The 24,017-nt window shown below is 56.3% G+C and carries 19 protein-coding genes and 1 tRNA gene; 13 read left to right on the forward strand and 7 right to left on the reverse strand.

Translation table 11 applies throughout. The annotated features are described in order from the left end of the window. Positions 1-78 precede the first annotated feature (78 nt). Together L1047_RS14270 and L1047_RS14275 are read left to right on the forward strand one after the other, a co-directional pair. Positions 79-1,854 (forward strand): LysM peptidoglycan-binding domain-containing protein, encoded by a 1,776-nt coding sequence (locus L1047_RS14270; RefSeq protein ID WP_235279620.1) that lies wholly within the window; start codon positions 79-81, stop codon positions 1,852-1,854. A 67-nt stretch (positions 1,855-1,921) separates the two neighbouring features. Further along, entirely contained in the window at positions 1,922-3,232 is a 1,311-nt protein-coding gene (locus L1047_RS14275; RefSeq protein ID WP_235279621.1) for an FIST signal transduction protein, read from the forward strand. Here the strand turns inward: L1047_RS14275 and L1047_RS14280 are convergent. Both L1047_RS14280 and L1047_RS14285 read right to left on the reverse strand, forming a co-directional pair. Continuing rightward, positions 3,185-3,613 (reverse strand): hypothetical protein, encoded by a 429-nt coding sequence (locus L1047_RS14280; protein WP_235279622.1) that lies wholly within the window; start codon positions 3,611-3,613, stop codon positions 3,185-3,187. The genes L1047_RS14275 and L1047_RS14280 overlap by 48 nt on opposite strands. Positions 3,614-3,709: 96 nt before the next feature. After that, positions 3,710-3,781: transfer RNA gene (locus L1047_RS14285), tRNA-Gly, on the reverse strand. A gap of 99 nt (positions 3,782-3,880) precedes the next feature. Between L1047_RS14285 and cbiT the strand changes: the two genes are divergently transcribed. Continuing rightward, entirely contained in the window at positions 3,881-4,480 is a 600-nt protein-coding gene (gene cbiT, locus L1047_RS14290; protein ID WP_235279623.1) for a precorrin-6Y C5,15-methyltransferase subunit CbiT, read from the forward strand. Between the two features lie 197 nt (positions 4,481-4,677). Beyond that, positions 4,678-4,890 carry a hypothetical protein gene (locus tag L1047_RS14295; RefSeq protein WP_235279624.1) on the forward strand — a complete coding sequence of 71 codons (213 nt, stop codon included), beginning with the start codon at positions 4,678-4,680 and terminating at the stop codon, positions 4,888-4,890. A gap of 168 nt (positions 4,891-5,058) precedes the next feature. Here the strand turns inward: L1047_RS14295 and L1047_RS14300 are convergent, their stop codons facing one another. Further along, complete coding sequence (locus tag L1047_RS14300) at positions 5,059-5,460, reverse strand: septal ring lytic transglycosylase RlpA family protein (RefSeq protein WP_235279625.1); 402 nt, start codon at positions 5,458-5,460, stop codon at positions 5,059-5,061. Between the two features lie 292 nt (positions 5,461-5,752). Between L1047_RS14300 and L1047_RS14305 the strand changes: the two genes are divergently transcribed. Continuing rightward, on the forward strand, positions 5,753-6,004 hold the full coding sequence (locus L1047_RS14305; RefSeq protein ID WP_235279626.1) for a ferredoxin-thioredoxin reductase variable chain: 252 nt from the start codon (positions 5,753-5,755) through the stop codon (positions 6,002-6,004). On the opposite strand, the gene L1047_RS14310 is transcribed toward L1047_RS14305, so the two are convergent. Next, entirely contained in the window at positions 6,001-6,474 is a 474-nt protein-coding gene (locus L1047_RS14310; protein WP_235279627.1) for a phycobilisome protein, read from the reverse strand. The two genes, L1047_RS14305 and L1047_RS14310, sit on opposite strands and share 4 nt — an antisense overlap. A gap of 245 nt (positions 6,475-6,719) precedes the next feature. Here L1047_RS14310 and ftsH point away from each other — a divergent pair, with 245 nt between their 5' ends. Next, the gene (gene ftsH, locus L1047_RS14315) at positions 6,720-8,636 is read left to right on the forward strand and encodes an ATP-dependent zinc metalloprotease FtsH (protein ID WP_235279628.1); all 1,917 of its coding nucleotides are present in this window, start codon (positions 6,720-6,722) and stop codon (positions 8,634-8,636) included. Positions 8,637-8,778: 142 nt separating this feature from the next. Here the strand turns inward: ftsH and glgP are convergent, their stop codons facing one another. From glgP to L1047_RS14330, 3 genes are all read right to left on the reverse strand, one after another. Beyond that, a complete protein-coding gene (gene glgP, locus L1047_RS14320) occupies positions 8,779-10,980 on the reverse strand; it encodes an alpha-glucan family phosphorylase (RefSeq protein WP_235279629.1) in 2,202 nt (733 codons plus the stop codon). 436 nt (positions 10,981-11,416) lie between these two features. Beyond that, positions 11,417-12,622, reverse strand: coding sequence for a SpoIID/LytB domain-containing protein (locus L1047_RS14325; RefSeq protein WP_235279630.1), 1,206 nt, complete (start codon positions 12,620-12,622; stop codon positions 11,417-11,419). 240 nt (positions 12,623-12,862) lie between these two features. After that, complete coding sequence (locus tag L1047_RS14330; protein ID WP_443081721.1) at positions 12,863-13,390, reverse strand: nucleoside deaminase; 528 nt, start codon at positions 13,388-13,390, stop codon at positions 12,863-12,865. 206 nt (positions 13,391-13,596) lie between these two features. Between L1047_RS14330 and L1047_RS14335 the strand changes: the two genes are divergently transcribed. From L1047_RS14335 to L1047_RS14365, 7 genes are all read left to right on the forward strand, one after another. Further along, positions 13,597-14,820 carry an HhoA/HhoB/HtrA family serine endopeptidase gene (locus tag L1047_RS14335; RefSeq protein WP_235279631.1) on the forward strand — a complete coding sequence of 408 codons (1,224 nt, stop codon included), beginning with the start codon at positions 13,597-13,599 and terminating at the stop codon, positions 14,818-14,820. A gap of 127 nt (positions 14,821-14,947) precedes the next feature. Continuing rightward, complete coding sequence (gene ppk2, locus L1047_RS14340) at positions 14,948-15,868, forward strand: polyphosphate kinase 2 (protein WP_235279632.1); 921 nt, start codon at positions 14,948-14,950, stop codon at positions 15,866-15,868. A 49-nt stretch (positions 15,869-15,917) separates the two neighbouring features. Next, a complete protein-coding gene (locus L1047_RS14345) occupies positions 15,918-17,570 on the forward strand; it encodes a serine/threonine-protein kinase (RefSeq protein WP_235279633.1) in 1,653 nt (550 codons plus the stop codon). Between the two features lie 227 nt (positions 17,571-17,797). Then, positions 17,798-20,572 (forward strand): cation-translocating P-type ATPase, encoded by a 2,775-nt coding sequence (locus tag L1047_RS14350; protein WP_235279634.1) that lies wholly within the window; start codon positions 17,798-17,800, stop codon positions 20,570-20,572. Positions 20,573-20,721: 149 nt separating this feature from the next. Then, positions 20,722-21,846, forward strand: a complete 1,125-nt coding sequence (locus L1047_RS14355) for an alkene reductase (RefSeq protein WP_235279635.1) — start codon at positions 20,722-20,724, stop codon at positions 21,844-21,846. A gap of 183 nt (positions 21,847-22,029) precedes the next feature. Then, positions 22,030-22,482 carry an AbrB family transcriptional regulator gene (locus L1047_RS14360; RefSeq protein WP_235279636.1) on the forward strand — a complete coding sequence of 151 codons (453 nt, stop codon included), beginning with the start codon at positions 22,030-22,032 and terminating at the stop codon, positions 22,480-22,482. 133 nt (positions 22,483-22,615) lie between these two features. Then, positions 22,616-24,007 carry a 1-acyl-sn-glycerol-3-phosphate acyltransferase gene (locus L1047_RS14365; RefSeq protein ID WP_235279637.1) on the forward strand — a complete coding sequence of 464 codons (1,392 nt, stop codon included), beginning with the start codon at positions 22,616-22,618 and terminating at the stop codon, positions 24,005-24,007. The last annotated feature ends 10 nt before the right edge of the window (positions 24,008-24,017 follow it).

Here is a 24,017-nt window from a genome sequence, read left to right on the forward strand (position 1 = left end):
TGGCACTAATAGGTTGCTGCTCTTATTTTCACCTCTTCTCTTGCGCTCTAGTGTCAGTCTGTTTGTGTGAGGACGCCCTTGAGACCCACCCTCTCGAATCCCCGGAATGGGGAACTGGACTCCGCCGGTGCCGCCGTGAGCACCTTTTCCAGCCCAGCCCTACCTGTTGGGATCCCTTCCGAAGGCTCATTGACTGCTCAGGATCCGGAGATCTCTCAGGATCCGTCTGTTTCCGAAGCTCCCCAGGATGCTGAAGGTTCCCGTTTGGAATGGGTTGCGGCTTCCCCTCCCATGTTGCCAAAGCCAAGACTGGCAGGGTTTGCTCTATCCCTTGGTTTAACCGGACTGGTATGGCTGCTCAAGTTGGAGTTGGATCCCTCCGCGGAGTCTTTGGAAACCTTAGTGCGGGATCCCCAGCAGGCGATTCCAGATCCTCTGTCCGAGCTGGCCCAGGGAACCTCTGATAAATCGAATAAATCGAACGCTTCGCTTCGGCGTACCTATCCCGTTTGGGCCAATGGGCTTTTGCTCATGCTGGGTTTGGCAGGAGCCGCCACGCTGCAGCAGCGACAACTGAATCGCCAGCCCTTGACCCCTCTTCCTCCGGTAATAGAGCGGATCCCGCCCTCGGTGCATACCCTATCTGGGGCTTTGCAGCAAAACTACGACCTCAAAAAAGCACAGCTACGGGAAGCTTTCCAAGAAGGAGCCATTCCCACCGGCGAAGGGCCTAAGGGCATTCTGGAGCACGAGGTTCAGCCTGGGGAAACCCTGTGGCAACTGACCCAGATGTATCAGCTGGACGCTGCTGCGATCACAGTGTCCAATGGCATTCAGGCCAATACCCCGTTGGAGCCTGGTCAAACCCTGTGGATCCCCAGTCAGCCGGGATTGGTCTATACCGTCAAGCAGGGAGATACCCTTGAGGATGTGGCCAATCGCTATCAGGTTTCGCAGCAACAGATCATCGCCGCCACCCCCCTTAATCGACCTGAATACTTGCGCATTGGTCAACGCTTGCTCATTCCCGGCGATGTCAGCCAGTTGATCAACCGGCAAAAGGAGATGATTGCGGCTCAGAAGGCTCGGGAGGAGGAAGAACGCCGCCGCCAAGAAGAGGAGGCCCTGCGCCGAGCAGAGGAACAAGCTCGCCAGGAAGCCGAACAGCAACGTCTGGCGGAAGAAGCTCAACGGCAAGCCGAACAAGAACGTCAGACCCAAGCCGCCCTCTTGGCCAGTGGATCCCTAACCCACACCGTCGGCTCCGGCGACACGATTGAGCGCATTGCCGCCCGCTATGGGGTAACCCAACGCTCCATTATTCAGGCCAACAACCTGCGCAATCCTCATTGGCTGCGCATTGGCCAGCGTCTGGCGATTCCGGCACCAGGTACGCAGCCCACCCAAGCGCCGGCTCCACCAGCTCAGCCTCAACCCCAGGCCCAACCGGTACCAGCAGCTCCTCCTCAAGCCCGCAGCAGCAGCGGTTTTGTCTGGCCGGTTTCTGGGCAAATTACCTCTGGTTTTGGCTACCGTCGGGGGCGTCTCCATGCTGGGGTGGATATCCCTGGCCCTGTGGGATCCCCGATTGTGGCGGTGATGGAGGGAACTGTGATTTTTGCTGGTAATGGCGGCGATGGCTATGGCAACCGGGTGGATATTCGCCATCCCAACGGGTTAGTCACCCGCTACGCCCACGGGCATCAGATTTACGTGTCCAATGGCCAGTACGTGCAGCAGGGACAAACGATCATGAGCCGAGGTAGCACCGGCTGGAGTACCGGCCCTCACCTGCACTTCGAAGTGCGCCCCGGCGGAGGTGCCCCTGTGGATCCACGTCCTTATCTACCCTAAGCTCAGCCAGTCCGGTGATAAATTGTTAGCCTAAAGGCAGTAATCTCCATACCGTAGGAACACGCCGATGCAGTGGGTGAACGCACTCTCCCAGCTCCCCTCCCTAGAAGCGGCTCTGCGGCAAGTGGTGGAAGAGGCCAAAGCAAAGCTTCAGGCAGCCCAACTCAAAAGCGCCCTAACGCGACAAGTGCAAACGGTGGGATCCGGCAATTTGCCTGGGGTGCTGACGGGGTATGTGCCCTCTCAAACGCCGCGCCCTAGCCTTGGGATCCTATTTGTGTCGGCGGCCTTTGCTAGCGAATATATCCGCGTGTTACCGCTGCTGTCGGATCTTCTGGATGTTGAGGTGTTGATCGGGTGTTCGGGGGGGGGCATTGTCGGTGGAGTCCAGGAAATCGAAGACGGCCCGGCCCTGTCTTTGTCGTTGGCGGTGTTACCGGATGGGATAGTGCACCCTTTCCATGTGCGGGGCAGTCAACTGCCGGATTTGGATGCGGCCCCTTCTGCCTGGACGGATTTGATCGGAGTATCTCCGCAAACAAGACCGAATTTCCTGCTCCTAGCGGATGGATTTTCCTCCGGGGTTTCAGAACTGTTGCAGGGCTTGGACTTTGCCTATCCTGGTGCGGTCAAGGTGGGCGGATTGGCCAGTGGCGGTCGTAGCCCCAACAGCAACGCGCTGTTTTTGCGGGATGCCCGTACCCCGACCCCGCGGCAGGAAATGCATCGGGAGGGAACAGTAGGGTTGGCCCTCTACGGCAACGTGGTACTAGAGGCGGTGGTAGCCCAGGGGTGCCGCCCGATTGGGGATCCCTTGCGGGTAACCGAGGCAGAAGGGAACGTGATTCTTGGGCTGGAAGGGCGTGCCCCGTTACCTTTGCTGCAGGAGTTGGCGGAACGGCTTAGCCCTGCCGACCAACAGTTGGCCCGTCACTCCCTCTTCATCGGCTTGCTGATGAATGAATTCAAACTGGATCCCACCCCAGGTGATTTTTTGATACGGGTGATTTTGGGGATCGACCCGCGGATAGGGGCGATGGCAATCGGAGATCGAGTGCGCCCTGGCCAAACGGTGCAATTTCATCTGCGGGATGCCCAGACGTCATCGGAGGATTTGCGCTGGGCCTTAAGCCGCTATCAAGCAGAACAGCCTCCAGAGCCTAGACCGGATCCCTGTGGGGCATTGATGTTTGCCTGCCTGGGGCGAGGTCAGGGGCTTTACGGCACACCCCACTTCGATTCGCAACAATTTCGGGAATTAGTGGGGGATCTACCGCTGGGGGGCTTTTTCTGTAATGGCGAGATTGGCCCGGTGGGGGGAACGACCTTTCTACACGGCTACACCTCCTGCTTCGCTATCGTGCGACCCACCCATTGACGGACGGCTTCTGCTCCTGCTCATCTGCCCTCGTTTTGCCCGCTGTCCAAGATGTTGCAGCGGCCCAGGAAACGCCATGGCCCAACCGACCCACAGCACACAGAGTAGCCCCAAACCGATCAGCACAAAAGTTGGGATCCGCACCACCCCCACCCAAAACCAGCTCCATACATGCACTTCTAACAGACCTACCCACACCAGGCTCACTCCAGCCACGGTTCTCCGTTGCCACTGGGGCCACTCCAACGCCGTGAACACCAATACCTGCAGCGTGATCAACAGGCAGGCCGGAACCAAAGCCCCACACACCCAGCCACAGTAGGCTCGTGACCAACTCAGGATGAGCCCCAAGCCTGTCATCAGGGTGTGGATCCCAGTCATGGTCAATTCTCCGATGCGAAATTTCCCCTAAGGCTACCTCAATCCGTTTGACCAACAGAGGATGCCACGACATTTTTGACATTCTTGATGCAAGGAAGCGGGCGATGAGACTCGAACTCACGACATCCAGCTTGGGAAGCTAGCGTTCTACCACTGAACTACGCCCGCAGTGTTCAACAATTCTATCAGACCCCTCGGTCCGGGTCAGTAGAGCATCGGCTTTATGCTGAGGGACAGAACAGAACCTCGACAGATAGGTACTTCACCATGTCAACCCCGTTCCCCTGGCCGTACCGCACCCCAGGGATCCCTGACTCCGCCTTCGAACGTATTCCCGGGATCCCCATGAGCCCCAGAGAGGTGCGCGTATTGGTGCTGAGCCAGTTGCGGTTGGGAGAAAACCACTGTTTGTGGGATATCGGCGCCGGTACAGGTACCATCGCCATTGAAGCAGCCGTCCTATGCCCAAAAGCTCAAGTGATCGCCGTTGAGCGAGATGCGGAGGTTGTCAGCCTGATCGAGGGCAATTGTGAAAAATTTGGTCTGAGCAACATCCAGGTAATTCAAGGAATAGCCCCAGACTGTCTGCAGCAGCTTTCTCCGCCACCAGATCGCATCTGTATTGAGGGAGGTTACCCTTTACAAGAGATCCTGGAGTCTTGCTGGCAATACCTCAGTCCAGAAGGGCGGATTGTAGCTACTACCCATTCTTTGGATGGACTCTACGGCCTTTCTGCCGGGTTAGCCGCTGTGCGGGCTCATCACGTAGAGGTGATTCAATCGGCGGTCAATCGGCTGGAACACCGTGGGCGGGCACAAATGCTCGTGGCGCTGGATCCCACCTTCGTTTTGAGCGGGGAAAAATGAACTAAGTTTTATGTGGTTGTGTTTACATTGTTTGGCAAACTTTTCCAAAGGGATATCGAAGGGATGGGATTGGACTATCTCAAGCCAGTCGAAAAAACTGACAGGCAGCAGAAATCTTAAGCTATACCAATGTTTCTCGATTACATACCTAAATTTGCTCTTATACCAGATACAGAGAGCTGCGAAACCTCATAGTTATGGATCGATCCCAATACCAGTTTCGGGAGTCACAGGAAGTCAGATTGCGGCAACTGTTGATTCGGGAACGCTGGCCAGAAATGCTGAAGGGCTGCCGGGCCTGTATCCATTGGGACGACTTCAAACGGCCAGAATGCTGTGGAGACTGCGGCATCGGCGACAGACGCCGAGAAGAAATGTCTAGAGAGAGCCACTCCGGCAAATCTTCATGAACTTGGTGAAGAAGTGCTGTGGAAACTCAATCCGGATTCCCGTAGTTACAGCCCTTTTGTTGGTTACCCCGCATCGGATCATCTCAGGTCATCCAGGAGCGCTGGCCTACAATTTGTCAGGGATGTAAGCCTTGTTGTAGAAAATCCACCAAAGGGCTGTACTTATACTTAGTTTAAACTCATCAAAATACCAGAGAGGGGTGGTTCTTCTGCAGGCAAAAGACGCACTTCTACCTGAGCCACTCCTTGCTCATAAATTCCCAGCTTGCGGGCTGCGACGGTGGAAATATCCAGATCCCGACCCCGAATAAAAGGGCCGCGATCCAAAACATCCACCACCACCTTCTGCTCGGGTTGCTCAGGATTGGTCAAGAGCAAGCGTGTGCCAATGGGTAAGGTGCGGTGGGCGGCAACGAAGTCTTGTTCCGGTCGAAAGAGGCTGCCATCCTTAAGTCGATTCCAGCTTTGTCCGGGGGGCAGTTGGCCGTAGTGGCTCACCACCATCTGTTCTGGCTCTCCGGGCACCGGTGGCAATAGAGCAATCAAAGCGCTGGTCAGCAAATCGATCATCCACTCTTCCTCGTTAAACGAAAGTTCCCTGGAAAATGTGTCCAGAGATACAGAGACGATCGATTTTTGTCTGAGGTTCCACAGGGGATCCCTTGGGGGTGGTTGTCCCTATGGGGGTATTCAACAGATGCGCTGATGGCGAAGGGGTCAGAAGAGGCGGATTCTCCAGAAATGCAAACTACTGTGTCGATCCCCACACACTTCTCCACACCTCGCATTCTTCCTTAGAAATTGAGCTAGAGTAGGTCAGGTCGGTTCCTGCGGTGGGCCGCCTTTTTGGGAGGGCAAAACCATGAACATTGGAGATCGGGTGCGGGTTCGTACCAGCGTGATCGTCTATCACCACCCGGAATATCGCAATCAACCCTTTGATATTAAAGGAATGGAAGGGGAGCTGAAGGCAGTGATCCGAGATTGGAATGGCCGCCCAATCAGCGCCAATTTCCCCTTTCAAGTGCAGTTTAGCGGCAAGTTTCGAGCCCATCTACAGGCAGATGAGCTAGAGGTGATCGAGTCCATCGCTCCCTCAGAGACAGCGGCCTAGTTCAGGCCTAGCAACGTGCGATTTGTTTCTAGGATGGGCTTGAGTAGGTTCAATTCGTCGCGGGTTAGATAGTTCGCCACCACCTCTTGTAGAAAGCGATAGGTTGCCTCGCAACTGCGTTGGGTTCGGAAGGCCCGCATCAAGGTTTGAAACCAGTAGAGAAATCGCTCTTTGTAGCGTTGCTCATCATCCAGTAGCATAGCCAGCGCCGAAAGGCGTAAGACCCTTACTGTATCAGCTTTCCACTTGTTGCTAAAGTCTTCCACCCCGCGCATGAGCAAGTAGGGATCCAGAGCGCGCATTTTCATCTCCACATCTCGGATGATTTGGGCTTCTGCATTCTGAATCTTGTGATAGGCGCTCAGGCGCAGATCAAACGAGGCCAAGTAGGTCTCCATGAACTGCATCTCCTCATCCCTGAGGTAGCGTCCATCGGCGGCGATGCTCAGTTCGCGCAGTTGAGTCAGCATGAAATATCCCCAAGATGAAAAGGAGAGGCCAGATTGGCAGGCAGATGGGCTAGGTCCCAAGAGGCGGTATCGATTTGATCCTATCCCTCCAGCCAAGTACCTGGATTGAGAGATTTGGCGGATTTTCAGCTAGTCTCTCAGCCAGGTTAATATTAATTAATAGTCTGTTGTTGCTAGAACCCACTCGACCCCAGATTGTCATCTGCGAGTTCGATAAGAAACACCCTTTGGGAGGAAACGCTTCCGTGAGTCAGAAAGGTAAAAACAAGAAATGGAGAAGTGCGGGGTTGTATGCGTTGCTGGCCATCGTGCTGATTTCGTTGGCCACGACCTTTTTCGGTACCCGCCCAGCTGAACGCCAAGAGATCAGCTACTCCGACCTGATTAGCCGCGTCGAACGGGGCGAGGTCAGCAAAGTTTTGGTGGAAACTGCCCCCGATGGTCGTCAAATCGCCATTGCCGAGGCGGAGGTGAACAACCGTGCCACTCAGGTTCAGGTGAATTTGCCCCCCCTCACCCCCGAGTTTGAGAGCGCCCTAGTTGCCCAAGGGGTGGAATTGTCGGTGCGCCCCGTCCAAGAGGATGGCCTACTCGGACGCATCCTCAGCACCTTCTTCCTGCCTGTTTTGCTGCTGCTCGGCTTGTTCTTTCTGCTGCGCCGTGCCCAGAGTGGCCCCGGTAACCAAGCGCTCAACTTCGGCAAGTCGAAAGCGCGGGTACAGATGGAACCCAAAACTCAGATCACCTTCAATGATGTGGCCGGCATTGAGCAGGCCAAGTTGGAGCTGGCTGAGGTGGTGGATTTCCTAAAGAATTCTGAGCGTTTCACCGCTTTGGGGGCCAAGATCCCGCGGGGGGTCTTGTTGGTCGGCCCGCCAGGTACTGGTAAAACCCTGTTGGCCCGTGCTGTGGCCGGAGAGGCGGGGGTGCCCTTTTTCTCCATTTCCGGCTCCGAGTTTGTGGAAATGTTTGTCGGTGTCGGTGCCTCACGGGTGCGGGATCTGTTCGAGCAAGCCAAGCAAAATGCCCCTTGTATCGTCTTCATCGATGAAATTGATGCGGTTGGTCGCCAACGGGGGGCCGGATTGGGAGGTGGCAATGACGAACGGGAACAAACCCTGAACCAGTTGCTCACAGAAATGGATGGCTTCGAGGGCAACTCCGGCATTATCGTGATCGCGGCCACCAACCGACCGGATGTTTTGGATGCAGCGCTGTTGCGACCGGGCCGTTTCGATCGCCAGGTGACGGTGGATCGCCCCGACTTCCAAGGGCGTTCCGAGATCCTCAAGGTGCATGCTCGCGGCAAAACCCTCTCTGCTGATGTGGATCTGGAGAAATTGGCCCGCCGTACCCCTGGGTTTACTGGGGCGGATTTGGCTAACCTTCTGAACGAAGCAGCCATTCTGGCGGCCCGCCGTAACCTCACCGAGATCTCCATGGATGAGATCAACGATGCGGTGGATCGGGTGCTGGCCGGCCCTGAGAAGAAAGATCGCCTGATGAGCGAGCGGCGCAAGGAACTGGTGGCCTACCATGAGTCGGGTCATGCTCTGGTGGGATCCCTTTTGCCCAACTACGATCCGATCCAAAAAGTGACGATCATCCCCCGTGGGCAAGCCGGTGGCCTTACCTGGTTTATGCCTAGCGATGACGATATGGGACTCACCACCCGTGCCCATCTGAAAAACATGATGACCGTCGCCTTGGGGGGCCGTGTAGCGGAAGAGGTGATCTACGGCGAGTCTGAGATCACCACCGGTGCTGCCAGCGACCTGCAACAGGTGGCTCGGATTGCCCGCAACATGGTGACCCGCTTTGGCATGAGCGATCGCCTGGGAAATGTCGCTTTGGGTCGGCAGTCCAGCAACATCTTCTTGGGTCGAGATATCGCTACCGAGCGGGATTTTTCGGAAGAAACCGCGGCCATCATTGATGAAGAGGTGCGGCGACTGGTGGATGAAGCCTATGAGCGGGCTACCCGCCTGCTGACAGAAAACCGTGCCCTCTTGGATCGCATCGCCCACCGCTTGGTGGAAACTGAAACGATCGATGGGGAAGAGTTGCAGGCGATTATCGACAGCTCTGAGGTGGTGATGTTGCCGCCACAGGAGGAGCCAGAGCCGTTGACCATTCCGATGGCCGTGAATGTCAAGGCCTAGCCCTCGTCAGGGATCCCCTGTTGAGAGCGGGATCCCTGATTGGATCATCTGCACAGTAATAAAAAAAATGAAAGGCCCATCTGGTTTTAGATGGGCCTTTTTATGTTTGGAGTGGATTTCAGCTTCTAAGAATCCGAAACCCTTAACCTGCCACCGCAGAGCCAGACAAGGTGGGCTGAACCTCAGCAGGCATGTGCTCTGGCTCATACATCTTCAGCACGTACTCCGCCACCATTCGGTCGGTGTTAAAGACAGGGTTGAGGGTGCGAATCGCCTCCTTCATGCGAGCCACCCAGCGACGCGGGATCCCCTGTTCATCACGGTCGTAGAACATGGGAATCACCTCATATTCCAGCAGATCGTAGAGAGAGTTGGCATCCAAATCATCTTGGGCTGCCGGATCAATGCCGTCGATTTCTTGGCCAATCGCCCAGCCGTTATGACCGTTGTAGCCTTCAGGCCACCAGCCATCCAAAACCGACAAATTCAAACCACCGCTGAAGCCCACCTTCTGACCGGAGGTGCCGGAGGCCTCTAGAGGACGACGCGGGTTGTTCAGCCACACATCCACCCCCTGCACCAAGTTACGACCGACATAGGCATCGTAATTTTCGATAAAGGCGATGCGATCTGCCACTTCAGGTTGGTTGGACCACTCCACCACCCGTTGAATCAGGCGTTTCCCCCCTTCATCCCGTGGGTGAGCCTTACCGGCAAAGATGATCTGAACGGGATAGTCCTTATTGGTGAAGATGCGGGTAATCCGCTCCAAATCCCGCAGGATCAGGTCGCCCCGCTTGTAGGTGCTGAAGCGACGGGCAAACCCAATCGTCAGGATCTTGGGATCCAAAAGGTGGCCTACAGCTTGAATGCGCTCATTGGCTTCCCCACGATTGCGCCGAGCTCGCAACACCCGGTGGCGAGCAAAAGACACCAAACGCTCCCGCAGAGCCGCCTTGCAACGCCATAATTCTTCATCGGGAATCTCCTTAACCTGCGCCCATACCTCGGGATCCGACATCCGCTCTGGCCAATCGGGCCCCAAATACTGGTTGTAGAGATTCCAGAACAAGGGTGAGATCCAGGTACGAGCGTGAACACCATTGGTAATGGAGCCGATCGGCACCTCCTCCACAGACCGCTCCGGATAGAGCACATGCCACATTTCCCGGGAAACCCGTCCGTGTAGCTTGCTCACCCCGTTGGCTGCCCGGGCATACCGCAAAGCCAGCACCGTCATATTAAAGCGCTCCCAGGGATCCCCGGTGCGACGAGCTCCCAAGGCCAAGAATTGCTCCCGTGTCAGACCCAGTTGCGGCCAGAAGGAGGCGAAGAAAGTATCCATCTCATTGGGACCAAAAGCATCGTGACCTGCCGGCACAGGCGTATGGGTGGTGAACAGACACTTCTCCCGAATCTTCGGCTCTGCTGCCAAAAAGGGCATACCGCGGGAAACTTCTTCCCGCAACAGCTCCAGCGTTAGGAACGCGGCATGCCCCTCATTCATGTGGTAGACCGAGGGATCCAAGCCCAACTGGCGCAGCAGACGTACACCTCCAATGCCAAGAATGCACTCCTGCGCGATGCGGGTATCGGTACTACCGCCGTAGAGGTGGCCGGTAATCCATCGATCGACCGGGTCATTTTCTGGAATATCGGTATCGAGAAGGAAGAGGGGTACCCGACCCACATCTACCCGCCAGGTACGCGCCTTCACCACTCGCTGCCGCATCGCCACTTCCACCAACAGAGGGCTGCCATCCTGACGGCGTACCAAGGTGAGAGGCAGCAAGTCAAATTCAGAATCTTCGTAGAGTTCCCCTTGCCAGCCGCTGTTGTCGAGGCGCTGTTGAAAGTAGCCCTGCCGATAGAGCAAGCCAATCGCCACCATCGGCACCCCCAAATCAGAGGCAGACTTGAGGTGGTCGGCAGCCAACATGCCCAAACCACCGGAGTAGGTGGGCAAAGACTCGTGCAAACCGTACTCGGCACAGAAGTAGGCAATCGGGCGCTGCCAGTCATAGCTTTTCATGGTGCGCTTAGCCCAGGTGTCCTCAGCGGCAATGTAGACGCGATAGGACTTCACCATCCGTTGCAGAGTGGCTAGATAGTTCACATCCGTAGCCAAGGCGGCCAGGCGCAGATAGGAGACTTCCTCCAGCATGCGCACGGGATTATGGGAGGTTTTCTCCCACAAGGCGGGATCCATTTCCCGGAAAATGGTGAGGTGATCCGGGTTCCAAGTCCACCAATAGTTGCGGGCGATCTCGCACAAGGGCGTGAGAGCCTCTGGGAGTACGGGACAACGCTCAGGAAAGGCAGGGGCTAAGGTGGCGATGGACATAGTACAGATACCTGGGGATAAAGTTTAGGCTCGAAAAAGAAGGAGAGAGCGATCCTGGTAAACGTGTTTCAATTATTGGGTCAATTCTGAGGATTTCGACAGGAGAATTCAAGATCTCTACAAGATCCCCAAGGGATCCAAGCCGGATTTTCTCGGGATCCCTCGGTCTTGCCACTGCAACGGGAAGTGCTCGAAACTTAGTTCCCATAGGCAGTCTAGCCAACGATGAAATCAAAAATGCCGGAACATCCAAAGACAATCTGCCATTGGAGCTAACAAAATCTATAGAATCGCAACAGACTCTCAGGAATCAACTCCAGAGGCAGTAAAAGTCTTGCTTTCCACAAAACTCTAAAGAATGCTGCCGCTTTTGCTACCAAATAGGCCATTAGAATCTCCCTTTCCAATAGCTTGCCCTGGGATCCCTGGCCTGGTTCTAACGCCCCTCCACCAATGCCAGGCCCGTATTGCGGTAGTAATGGCTGAGGATCTGCTGATAGGAATAGTTTTGGCCCGCCATGCCAGCAGCGCCCCACTGGCTCATGCCCACCCCATGTCCGTAGCCGCGCCCCTGAATCTCGAAAAATGCCGGTGGGGATCCCGTCATGGGAGTCAAGCTGGCGGTGGTCGTCGCAGCCCCGCGCGGGCTAATGGCGATCATCGTGCTGCGCAACCCCAAGAGCCGACGAAATTCCCCCGCATTCAGGTCTTTGCTGCCCTGGGATCCCGTCAAGCGCAACATCATCGCCCGTCCCCAGGGGGAGCTGCGCAACACCTCGACCGAGCGAATCACCCCAATCCCAGAGGCCAACTGCTGGATTTGCTGGGCGGGAATGGTGGCCGTCCAGCTAAACACGGGCGAGTTTTGGTCGAAATCCGGCACCCCCTGCAAATAGGGCAACGACTCTAGCCACACGTTGCCCGCATCATCCGTATGCCCCCCCGCAGAGGAGTGGAAAACGGCGTTGATCAACTGCCCTTGATGGGTGAGAACCTGTCCGGCAGTCTCGCGGGCAGCCGCTTGGGTACGGCTGGATTCGGCGGCCACCCCTTTGTACACCTGCCAATCGACGCTATCCCCCAGATCAAAAGGTTGGTTAGAACGGCGACCGCGGTGGTAGAGAGCATAAGTACGGGAGGCTACCGCTTGGGCCTTGAGGGCCTCAAGAGGGAAACGATGTCCCATTTCGCTACCCACCACACTGGAGACATAGTCATCTAGTCCCACTTGATTGATGGCGATCAACCCGCTCTCGCCCGGGATCAACTCCACCAAGCCGCGATACCAATTCTGGTTGATAAACACCAGCCCATCCGGGGAGGTGGGCTGCAGAAAAAGGCGTTGTCCCTGCTGGCCGGCTAGGCTTATCCCGGCCCCCGAACGGCTAGCCCGCAACGGTTGCATGGCCTGCACCTCTGCCAGAGGTTGTCCCTGGGCATTCAACAGCCGCGCCCCTGTAGAGCTACCAAGAGTGACTTGCGGTTTGTTGACTGCGATCCCCACCCGCAGCAGCACGCGCGCCTGTACGGGGAAGGTCAGACAGAGCCAGGCCCAAATCAGCAGGGCAATACCCTTAAACCAAGCGGATTGAGGATGGGATCGAAAGGAAGAGGAAGGAGAGGGAAAGAAGGCAACAGGCACACACAGGATCCTCAAAACGAGCAACGATCCGCCTACCTGCGGGCAGGCATAACCAGAAGTTAATGGTTCAGCCAACAGTGAACAACTGAACGGCGACGGCCAACTCCACATCTAGGGGATGCCATTGTAAGGAGCAACTCCCCTCACGATCTCAACCAGATCCTGAACCAGGAGCAGCCGAGCTCGTTATGACAGTATCAAAAACATCTCCCAGATGCACGACCCCAACCCGACAATTCTCTAGGGATGGGGGGGGATCCCCCGCAGCCGCAGGAACCACTGTTGCAGCAGTTGCCGACACTCTGCCTCACAAACCCCGCCGATCACCTCTGGGCAATGGAAGCTCGCGTCGGATGCAGGCAAATTCAGCACACTACGCAACGCGCCGGCCTTAGGGTCATCCGCACCGTAGATCACCTGAGCCAGTCGAGATTGGCTGATCGCCCCGGCACACATCGGACAGGGTTCGAGAGTCACGTACAGCCGACAGCCCAACAGTTGCCAATCTCCCAGTTGTTGTCCCGCTTGCCGCAAAGCCAAGATTTCCGCATGAGCGGTGGGATCCCGATCCCGTTCCCGCCGATTGCCGCTCAAGGCTAGCAACCGTTCTCCAGGGCCGACCACCAAAGCTGCCACCGGAATGTCTCCTGCTTCTCCCGCCCGTGCGGCCTCCTCAAGAGCCAACTGCATCCAGGCGCGATGAATTGGCCAGGGATCCCGACTGCTTGGCTGTGAGGCGTTGGGGAAATTGCCCTTATTCCCGATCATTTTGGGCCTTTCGAGCACTGCCGTCGTCTTCAAGATTTGCTAAGTTGATCACACGTGGCCCTACTAAACTGAACTATCAGAAATATCAGATTCAGATCAGGTGGAGCATCAGGCGTGAATCGGGCTGTCTGACACAGAATCGATGCACGCTACTTTGTCACAGCCATCAGCTTTCTTGTCGATGTTGCACAGCTTTGGGAGGAATCATGGTGCGGATTCTACGACACACACTTCTGGCGATGGTTTTGTTCGGTGGAGGCGTCGCAGGTGGGGTCTGGCTATCGTCTCGAGCGGGGCAAGAATGGCTGGAACAGAGTCCCGTGAGCACCTGGACGCAACGGGCCACAGAGGAGGTGCAATCCCGTCTGCCCCAGCCTGAATCTCGTTCTGGATCTGCCGATGTTGTCCGGCCTTCCAATTTTATTGCGGTGGTTGCCGAAGAGGTGGGGCCAGCAGTGGTGCGTATTGATGCCACCCGCACGGTGTCGAGAGTGGCCAACCCTGAATTGTTTAACCAACCCCTGTTCCGCCGTTTCTTCGGGGATCAGATGCCGCAACTGCCGCAGGAGTTTCAGCGGGAAGGAACGGGATCCGGGTTCATCATCGATGCCAGTGGCCTGATCCTTACCAATGCTCATGTGGTGGATGGCAGCGAGCGGGTGACGGTGCATTTGCTGGATGGGCGCACCTTTGAGGGGGAAGTGAAGGGTTCGGATCCCGTCACCGATGTGGCGGTGATCAAAATCAAGGGTGAGGATCTGCCCACTGTGACGCTAGGAGACTCCGACCAAGTGCGACCAGGGGATTGGGCTATCGCCATCGGCAACCCGCTCGGCCTGGATAACACCGTGACAGCCGGGATCATCAGCGCCGTCGGACGCTCTTCCGGGCAAATTGGGGCCGCCAACAAGCGGGTGGCTTTCCTGCAAACGGATGCGGCGATTAACCCCGGCAACTCCGGTGGCCCACTCTTGGATGCGGAGGGGCGTGTGATCGGGGTGAATACGGCCATTTTCCAACGGGCCCAAAGTGTCGGCTTCTCCATTCCCATCAACCGGGCCATGGAAATCGCTGAGCAGCTCATCCACAATGGCCGCGTTGATCACGCCTTCTTGGGCATTCGTATGATTACCCTCAACCCGGAAATTGTGGAGCGCCTCAACCGGGATCCCGAGCGCCCCACGACCCTAACCGTGCAAGAGGGAGTTTTGATTGGGCAGGTCATCCCTGGATCCCCAGCCGAGCAAATCGGACTGCGGGAGGGAGATGTGATCACCCAGATCAACGGTCAGCCCATCCGCGATGCTGAACAGGTTCAGCAGATGGTAGAGGCGACCGGTGTGGGCAATGCCCTCAATGTGCAGGTGCTCCGGGACGGACAGGAGCAAAACTTTGAAGTCAGAACCGGGGTACTGCCTGCAGATTCTTAAGGTTGATCGGGAGTCGGAGCCCTTTCTTTGTTACTTTTTTGTCACTTTGTTGAGCTGAGGCCGGATCTCGAGTGAGATCTGGCTTTATGGAGTTAGTGCTTGCCCATGAGTTAGTCGGAGTAGCCACGTGACCCCTGAGCCGGATCCCCAACCGATTCCCCTAGCCTCTACCCCTGAAGCAAAACCGATGGCCAAGGGCAAAAAGAAGCGGCTTAAAACCGCCGGGATCCCTAGATCCACTTTTTTCACGGGGCAGCCTGATCCCAAGCGCCGTAAACTCTCGCAAAAGGATTACGAGCGGGAGTTGTTTCCTTTGAAAGTGGAGTTGGTGAAGCTGCAATATTGGGTGAAGCACAAAGGCTTAAAGGTGGTGATTATCTTCGAGGGGCGAGATGCCGCTGGCAAGGGGGGCATGATCACGACATTGACCCAACCCCTCAATCCACGCGGCTGTCGGGTGGTGGCCTTGGGGGTACCGTCGGATCGGGAGCAAACCCAGTGGTACTTTCAGCGTTATGTAGCCCATTTACCTGCTGCCGGGGAGATCGTCATTTTCGACCGCAGTTGGTATAACCGGGCTGGGGTTGAGAAGGTGATGGGCTTTTGCACTGAAGAGGAGTATCAGGAGTTCATGCGCTCCTGCCCCGAGTTTGAGCGAATGCTGGTGCGCTCCGATATTATTTTGTTGAAATACTGGTTTTCCGTCAGCGATGAGGAACAAGAACGGCGCTTCCAAAAACGGGTGAAGGATCCCCTCAAGCGCTGGAAACTCAGCCCCATGGATATCGAGTCCCGTAACCGTTGGGTGGAATATTCCCAGGCCAAAGACACCATGCTGGCCCACACCAATATTCCAGAGGCCCCCTGGTTTACGGTGGAAGCCGACGACAAACGCCGCGCTCGCCTTAACTGCATTCACCACATTCTCAGCAAGATCCCCTACGAAGATCTGATCCCTGAGGCGGTGGAGCTGCCCCCCCGCAAGGAAGGGGAGCATTATCAGCGCCCACCCCGCAACGAACAGTTCTATGTGCCGTCGGTGTACTGAGTTTTCTCTAACCCCTGTGACACAATAGCCCCAGGAGCGGGGATTGAGCATGGCTTGGGCAGTCGGGGAAAAGCTCCAAGAGGGGCGCTATCGCATCGAGTCAATTTTGGGGGAGGGGGGTTTTGGCATCACCTACTGTGCCTGGGATAGCTTCCGGGCTGATCAGGTGGTGATCAAGGCGCTCAACGACAGCATTGCCCGGGATCCTGAGTATCCGCGCTTTCAGCAGAATTTTGTCAACGAAGCCTTGCAATTGGCTCGTTGCCATCACCCGCATGTGGTCAAAGTCGAGGAGGTAATCTGCGAGGGAGAGTGCTGGTGCATTGTCATGGAGTTTATTCGCGGCCAAACCCTGCATCAGCTTCTACGTCAAACGGGGCCACTGCCCTTGCCCGAAGCCTTGCGCTTTACCCAAGAAGTGGGATCCGCCCTGAGCACCCTCCACGAGCAAGGGATCCTGCATCGGGATGTAAAACCGGCCAACATTATGGTGCGGTCTGAGTCCAAACAGGCGGTGTTGATCGACTTTGGTTTGGCCCGCGGCTTTTCTCAGGGCACCCTACAGCGGCACACCTCTTATGGTACCGATGGCTATGCCCCCCTGGAGCAGTATGACACCTGGCGGCGTCGAGGGGCGTTTATCGATGTTTATGCCCTAGCGGCCACCCTCTACACAATGCTGACCGGGATGGTGCCCCTGTGTGCCCCAGTACGAGCCACAGGCCGAGAGCTGGATCCGCCCCAACGGCTGAACCCCCATATTCCCGACAGGGTGAGCCAAGCGATTGTGCAGGGGATGGCTTTGAAATGGGAGGAACGCCCACAAACGATAGCGGAATGGCTGCAACTGCTCGGAGAAGAGACTTCTGAAGGGATCCCTGAAGACACCTCTGTCAATGCAATAAGGACAAATGCAATAAGGATAAACGTGGGAGCAGAGGATAAGGGTCAGCCCCAACCTGGGATCGGGATCCACACCCGTGATCTCGAGGAACTGCAGCAGATCCTGGTGGAAGATGAGTTGGAACAGTTGTTGAGAGAGCATTCTGCTGAGGAGCTAGAACGCATCGTTGCCTCGCCCACCCCTCCTACGGTGAAAAGGGTCTCTAGGGACTCTGATCCTGGATCCCTTGTGTTCCCAGAGGTGCAGATGGGGCCAGACTTTGGCCCAATCGGATCCCGTCCGATGGTGCACCCGGTCACTCCCCCCTGGCAAGAATGGGTTGGAGAAGCGGCTCCTGCTTTTCAAGGGTTATGGGATCGTCTGCAAGCCGGGCAATGGGGAGAGGCAGATCGCTGGACAACGGCCCTGATGTTGAAATTAAGCGGGCGCTCCCAGACGGGCTACTTTACCCTCGAAGACATTCAGGCTTTTCCCTGCCGGATGCTGCGGCTGATCGATCAGTTTTGGATGCAGTCTAGTCTGGGACACTTCGGCTTCAGTGTGCAAAAACAACTGTGGCAGGGGCTAGACAACAGCGGGGTATTCCCCAGCTCCCGGCCCCGCGAAGAACAGATGGCGGAAAAAGTAGGGTGGTGGGTACAGGGCTACTGGCTGGGGTATGGCGAGTTAAAAAACCACCTTCAGGCGCCCAAAGGGCATTTACCCGTCGGGTTCTTCTGGGGCTACGCTGGAGGGTTGCGCTCAGCTCTGTTGCTGTTGGATCGGGCAGTGCTGCAAAAAATGAATGCCTGTCTTTAATAGAAATTGGCTATCCCATCGAATACAGAAGATGCGGCTGGGATCCTTTCTGGACAGGCATGATCACCTCCTTTTTGGCTGAACTTATCGGATGGATTACGCCCCAATGTTAGCAGTTTGACTCCAACAGTTTGTATCATCCGCTAGGCTGACTGTACGAGGCGTACAGCAGCGCCAAGGCCCTGACTGTGCCTGGATTCCTACTGTGTCGGACTGGAGACAGCCCTATGCCAAGCTCGGCCCCCATCACCTTGCCTTCTACCCAATGGCACGCTTTGCCGGAACAGGAAGTGATTCAGCAAGTCGTCGGCACATCGGGATCCTCCTCCCTGCTTGCGGAAACGGGCTTACCCCTATCCCTGGTGGCGGAGCGACAGGAGCAATACGGCCCCAACGAGCTGAAGGCCAAGGCGGCTACTCCTGCCTGGATGCGCTTTCTGTTGCAGTTCAACCAGTCGCTGCTCTACATCCTGATGGTGGCGGGCACGATCAAAGCCTTTCTGGGATCCTGGCGCAACGCCATCGTCATTTGGGCGGTGGTGCTGATCAACGCCATCATCGGCTACATCCAAGAGGCCAAAGCAGAAGAGGCCATCTCCGCTCTGGCCCAGTCGGTCACCACCGAAGCCACCGTGATGCGGGGAGGGCAAAAGCTGAAAATACCCTCGCGGGAGCTGGTGCCGGGGGATATCGTGCTGTTGGCCTCGGGGGATAAAGTGCCTGCAGACCTGCGCCTGTTGAGCGTGCGCAATCTACAGGTGGATGAATCCGCCCTCACCGGCGAATCGGTACCGGTAGAAAAGCAGACGGGATCCCTGCCGGAAGATACCCCCCTTGCTGATCGACAGAACATGGCCTATGCCGGTAGCTTTGTCACCTTTGGTCAGGGTACGGGCTTGGTGGTGGCCATTGGCAACGAGACCCAGACGGGTCGTATCTCGGGGTTGATCGAAAAGGGAGGATCCCTGGAAACCCCTCTGACACGCAAGTTCGAGCAATTCAGCCTGATGCTGCTCAGGATCATCCTCACCCTAGCTGCAGTCACCTTTGCGGTTGGGCTGGTGCAGGGGCAAGGTGCAGTGGCGATGTTTGAGGCGGCGGTGGCCTTGGCAGTGAGTGCCATTCCCGAAGGCTTGCCTGCTGTGGTGACTGTGACTCTGGCGATCGGGGTCTCGCGGATGGCACAACGACATGCCATCATTCGCAAACTACCGGCGGTGGAAACCCTAGGTAGTGCAACGGTGATCTGCTCTGACAAAACTGGCACCCTGACGGAAAACCAAATGACCGTACAGGCCATCTACGCCGGGGGTGAGCGGTTTCGGGTAACCGGCACAGGCTACAGTCCGCAGGGCCAGATTCTCCGCTCCCCTGCCGATAGCGAGGCCGCCGCTCCAGTAGATCCACAGGCTCTGCCCGCGTTGAAAACCTGTCTGTTGGCGGGATCCCTCTGTAACGATACACGACTGAAACTCAAGGATAACGGCCAACTAGAGGTAGTAGGGGATCCCACTGAAGCGGCCCTGATCGTGGTGGGGCAAAAGGTGAACATGGAAGTGGAGGAACTGCACCGTCGCTATCCCCGCCTCGACAGCATCCCCTTCGAGTCCGAGTTTCAATACATGGCCAGCCTGAATCGACTTGGGCCAGATGAGCACTGTATTTATGTGAAGGGATCCCTTGAAGCCCTGCTCAGTCGCTGCCAAACAGAGCTAGATGCACAGAGGGAACTCCGGCCCATTGAAGGGGAGCGGATCTGGCAACAGGCGGATCATTTGGCTCGACAGGGATTGCGGGTTCTGGCCTTTGCCCAGAAGGTTGTTCCCAGCAGCCAGGAGAAACTCGAACATGCAGATATCGAATCTGGCCTCACCTTTCTCGGGTTGCAAGGGATGATCGATCCGCCCCGGCAAGAAGCTATCGCAGCCGTTCGTTCCTGTCAGTCTGCCGGGATCCAAGTGAAGATGATCACCGGTGACCATGTTCTCACTGCCCAAGCGATTGCCGAACAGATGGGCCTGGGGGCAGGGCAGGCGATACAAGCTTACAGTGGACGGGACCTAGAGCAGTTCAGCCCAGAAGAGTTTGTCGATGCGGCCAATCAGGGATCCGTCTTTGCGCGGGTGATCCCTGAGCAAAAACTGCGCCTAGTGGAGGCGTTGCAGTCGCGGGGGCAAATCGTGGCCATGACCGGAGATGGGGTTAACGATGCGCCCGCCCTCAAACAAGCGGATGTGGGCATTGCCATGGGGCGGGGCGGCACCGAAGTGGCCAAAGCCGCAGCCGACATGATCTTGACGGATGACAATTTTGCCTCCATCGAAGCAGCCGTGGAGGAGGGGCGTACCGTCTACAACAACCTTCTCAAAGCCATCGCTTTCATCCTGCCGGTGAATGGGGGGGAATCCATGACGATCCTGCTCAGTGTGCTCTTGGGCCGCGAGCTGCCGATTTTGGCGATTCAGGTGTTGTGGCTGAACATGATCAACTCCATCACCATGACGGTGCCCCTGTCCTTCGAACCGAATACAGGCCGCGAAATGCTCCGCCCGCCCCGGGATCCGAAGGCCAATTTGCTCTCCCCCAGGCTGTTGCAACGGATTCTCTTGGTCTCGGTGTTTAACTGGATCCTGATTTTCGGTATCTTCGAGTACATCGAACAAACCACCGGCAATATCGATCTCGCCCGTACGATGGCCATTCAAGCCTTGGTGATGGGGCGAATCTTCTATTTGCTCAGCCTGAGCCAGGCAATTCCAACTCTGTTGGGCCGGGGGCGCGCCAGCCAACTGGAGCGCCATGAACGTTTGATGGATACGGCAGCCATCGCCATCGGTATTGGGGGGGCGATTCTGTTACAAATCCTGTTCAGCCAGTGGGGCCTGTTCAACATCATCTTCGATACGGCACCGCTGTCTTGGGAACAATGGAGCCTTTGTCTGTTGGTGGGTCTGCCGATGATTTTTGTCTCGGTGGTGGCCAATCGCCTGGATCCCAATTAAATATAAACAAGTGCCTAGGGCTGTCATTGCAGGTTTTGATGACGGCGCCTCCCATCTGAGAAACCCTGAGGAGGGGATCCCTTGCTACAGCTTTGGCTCACTGCTGCCCGCTATACTGCAGGGCTGTGTTGTGGAAGCAAGTCAGTCCTATGGTCAGCCCCGATCTGTTTACGCCCTTCCAGATGGGAGCCGTGCCCTTGCCCAACCGCATCGTTATGGCTGCCCTGACACGGTGCCGAGCTGGGGCAGGCAACGTTCCTACTCCCTTAAACGCCCTCTATTACAGTCAACGGGCTAGTGCCGGATTGATCATTGCCGAGGCCACTCAAGTGTCCCCTCAGGGGGCAGGGTATCCTCGCACACCGGGCATTTATAGTGAAGCCCAGGTGGCAGGGTGGCGACAGGTAACGACAGCGGTTCACCAGGCAGGAGGACGCATCTTCCTGCAACTGTGGCATGTGGGGCGGCTATCTCATCCACTGTTGCAAGAACAAGGCCAATGGCCCGTTGCGCCTTCAGCCATTGCCGCTAGAGGCCATGTCACCTTGGCCGATGGCAGTCATCATCCTTATGTCACCCCACACCCCTTAGAAACTGAAGAAATTGCCCAGATTATTGCAGACTTTCGCAAAGGAGCCGAAAATGCTCGCCGGGCTGGGTTTGACGGTATTGAGCTTCACGCCGCTTTTGGCTATCTTTTCGACCAATTTCTGCAAGACAACAGCAACCATCGCACCGATGTCTATGGCGGTTCTTTGGAAAATCGGGCTCGCTTTCTGCTGGAAGTCACCGAAGCTGTGATCGGGGTTTGGGGCGCTGGACGAGTGGGGATTAAACTGTCTCCAAGCAACACTCACCACAACATGGCGGATTCCGATCCGGTTCGCACCTTTAGCTATGTGGTGGAACAACTGAATCGCTTTGCGCTCTCCCATTTGCAAATTATGGAGACCGGTGAATCGGATTTGCGCCACGGGGCCACTCCCATCCCAACCGCGATCTTTCGCCCTCTCTATCGAGGCAATTTGATGGTGAATGGCGGCTACGACTACGAGAAAGCAACTCGGGTTTTGGCTTGTCAAGAGGCAGATCTTGTCTCGTTTGGGCGACTTTTTATTGCCAATCCTGACCTGCCACAACGCTTTGTCCAGGGATCCCCGCTGAATCCTGTGGATCGCTCCACCTACTATACTGAGGGGCCAAAGGGTTATACCGATTACCCAACCCTGAATCCACTGAATCCAATAAAAGCAGAAGTTGCCTTTAGCTCCTGACCTCTTTTGTGCTAGATCACCGTTTGACAAGAGCAGGAACGCCAGCTCACAAGAATCTTTCCCCTCTGGTCTCCTGCTTCAAGCAAGAGCAGGAAAACTTGTCCTCAAAAATGGTTCAGACTTTTGGTTGCAGAAGTACATTCGGGGGCTATGATTTTAGAGAAGGATGTAGGACATTAAAAAATGTCGGATATACCACCACAACCTTTAACCGGCAAAGCTCTGCTACAGAAGGTCGAAGCTCTGGGGCATCTTCCGCGCCGGGAAACGGCGAAGCGATGTGGCTATGTAACCCTAACCAAGACCAACAAGCCTCGTGTCAACTTAAATGAGTTTTATGATGCGGTGTTGGCGGCAAAAGGTCTGAGTCTCACTCCAGGTTCCAGCCGGGACAAGCGGGGGCGTGAGCCAACCTTTCGGGTCAGTGTTCACAAAAATGGCCAACTGATCATTGGGGCGGCTTACACCGAAAAAATGCAGCTTAATCCGGGTGATGAGTTTGAGATTCAGCTGGGTTACAAGCACATTCATCTCAAGCAAGTCTTGAATGGTCAGGTGATGGAGGAGACAACCACAACGGAAGAAGCTCCTCCCAAAGCGACCCGAGGCCGCAAGAAAAAAATGCCTGAGGCTTAAGCTTCTTTGGGCTGGGCAGCATTAGGCCAGACGGAAAACTGTCACTGAGCCGCTCCCCTCACTCTTCACCCTCTTTAAGATTGGATCCAAAGGCTAGGTTCATTCACTCCGTTGATCCTAGATAGGGATCCTTATGCAGCAAACGGTTCAACCTCCGATTCAGTTTTTGCCGCCGCGATTGACCCCGTGGGTAGTGAATTTCGCCCAAACCTGTTTACCCTTTTGGCTGCGATTCTCCAAAGGGATCCCTCGGGTTGAGGTGGAGGGCGGCGAGCGCTTGGTTGAGCTCTATGAGCAATTTGAAGCAGGCAAAGTTCGTTTGTTGGTGGCGTTTCGTCATCCTACTCTCGACGATCCCCCCTGCTTGATGTATCTGTTTTCCCATCTTTTGCCGTGGGTGGCGAGACAACAGGGGATCCGCTTTCGGCGCCGTCCTCATGTTTTGTTCGTCTATGATCGGGGTTTGCCTTTGTGGTTGGGATCCCTAGCCGCTTGGGGGTTACCCCGTTTGGGAGGGATCCCGATTTTGCGGGGGCGGTTGGATCGCGCTGGTCTCAAAAGTTCTCGTGAGCAGTTTGTGTCGGGGCAGTATCCCTTGGCGGTGGCTCCCGAGGGGGCGGTGAATGGCCTGAGTGGTTTTCTTAACCCCCTAGAACCGGGAGTGGCGCAGATGGGCTTTTGGGCCGTAGAAGATCTGCACAAAGCAGAGCGTCCAGAGCAGGTTCTGATCCTACCCGTGGGCATTCGCTACCACTACCTGAGGGATCCCAGCTCAGCTTTAGCTCAGTTGCTCAGCCGTATGGAGGCCGACTGCAAGCTCCCCCCCTTGAGGGACTCCCGTACCGGACAGGATTACCTGTTGGCTCGCATTATGCGCCTAGGAGAACATCTGATCGAGGTGATGCAGCCTTTCTATCAGCGCTTTTATGTCCCGGTTTTGCCCCCTACTGAGGTGACCAAGACTGCTGCTGTCGAGGGTGAGGCGGATTTGTTAACTCGTCTACAGGCCCTATCGGATCTGGCCCTGCGAGTGGCAGAACAACATTTTGGCCTGCAGCCGCAAGGGGATTTAATCGAACGGCGACACCGCATTGAGCAGGCGGGATGGGCTTGGATTTATCGAGAAGATATCGCCGATATTCCCTCCCTTTCTGCCTTGGAGCGGGGTTTGGCCAATCGAGTTGCTTCTGAGGCTAGTTTTCACCTCTGGCACATGCGCCTGGTGGAAACTCTGATGGTGTTTGCGGTGCGGCCGGTACCGGAACAGCCCAGCCTACAAGGATTGGCAGAAACGGCTCTGCGCCTCTGGAGCCTATTGGCCTGGATCAAGGGGGAAAACCCCGTCGAGTTGGCTCCCCCCCGTTTGGGGCCTCGGTTAGCCCGCTTCAGCATTGGGGATCCCCTCTCGGTTTCAGAGCGCTGGCCCCTTTACCAAGCCAACCGCCGCCATGCGGTACAAACCCTGACCCAAGATTTGCAAACGGAAATGGAGCGACTCCTGAAAGGGAAACCCCACCCGCAATGAGAATGAGATC

The sequence above is a fragment of the Synechococcus sp. Nb3U1 genome (genome assembly GCF_021533835.1).
Classification (GTDB): domain Bacteria; phylum Cyanobacteriota; class Cyanobacteriia; order Thermostichales; family Thermostichaceae; genus Thermostichus.